The sequence below is a fragment of the Vibrio sp. YT-19(2023) genome (assembly GCF_033337395.1).
Genome location: NZ_JAWOQN010000111.1, coordinates 1 through 1,303 on the forward strand (window position 1 = coordinate 1; position 1,303 = coordinate 1,303).

At 50.6% G+C, this 1,303-nt stretch carries 1 protein-coding gene; it reads left to right on the forward strand.

Annotation, left to right across the window (positions count from 1 at the left end):
• Positions 1-50: 50 nt before the first annotated feature.
• On the forward strand, positions 51-1,303 hold a 1,253-nt coding region (locus R7E78_RS24200; protein ID WP_318058348.1), incomplete at its 3' end, for a S8 family peptidase.

Here is a 1,303-nt window from a genome sequence, read left to right on the forward strand (position 1 = left end):
AGGAGTATCGAACAGGGATAAAAATTCCAAACAAAGACATGAGGTCACAAATGGAAACACGCTTTAATCGCCTATTTGCCGCAATGTTGGCTGTGGGCCTTGCACCTGCCGTCTCGGCGTTTGATCCGCTCTATTCAGAACAATGGCATCTCGACAACACTGGCCAAACTGCATTCGCAGCAAACCCTGCTGTTGCGGGTAATGACTTAAACACCAAACTTACGCAAGCCATGGGCATTGCCGGTATTGGCGTTAAAGTTGCGGTCATTGATTCTGGTGTGCAGATCGATCACCCAGACCTTGCAGGTAACGTAGTCACAGGTAGCAGAAACTTCGTTGAAGACTCTTTATTCCCATCCAGTTATCCCGTAGACACCAACGGCCACGGTACTGCCGTTGCTGGTTTGATTAGTGCGGTAGGTAACAATGGTGAAGGTGGACGCGGCGTTGCTTCTCGCTCTTCGCTTGTTGGTTTTAACTGGCTTGCAAACCAAACATTAGAAGGTTGGTTAATTTCTCACGGTATGGACCCAGCGACGCGAGATGTACGCGTATTTAACCAAAGCTATGGCTTTAGTCCGATCAACCCAATCGCGTTTGATGAGAATGACCCACAGTTCAAGCTTGAAATGGATGTCATGCAGAACGTCAGCGAAACGAACGCTTGGGGCCGCGGTGCACTGTTTGTCAAGTCTGCGGGTAATGGTTACCGCTATTTCAACACTGGACGATTCTTCGTTCTTCCTAGCGATTTCTTCGCGGGAGGCGGAAACCAAGGTTTACCGATGCACAACTCGGCGCAATCTTACGACAACTCTAGCTACTTCAACCTTGTCACCAGCGCGCTACGCGCAGATGGCACCCGAGCAAGTTACTCTTCTGTTGGCGCTAACGTGTGGGTTGCCGCGCCAGCAGGGGAATACGGGCAAGACTTCCCTGCGATGGTCACAACTGACCTGATGGGATGTGAAGAAGGACAAAACACCAGTGACGGCCTTGGTATTAATGGTCTACACGGTGGTACAGAGCTTGACCCGAACTGTAATTATACCAGCACCATGAACGGCACATCATCGGCTGCGCCGAACACTTCTGGTGCAATCGCCGCTATCATGTCAACCAACCACGCTTTATCTGCCCGTGATATTCGTGCGTTGCTGGCAGAAACCGCACGCGTTACCGATGCCGAGCATCCGGGTGTTCAACTTGAATTTACCAATAATAAAGGTGAGTTGGTGAGCTACGAAGCGATCTCACCTTGGCAGAAAAACGCGGCTGGCGTGAACTTCCATACCTTCTATGG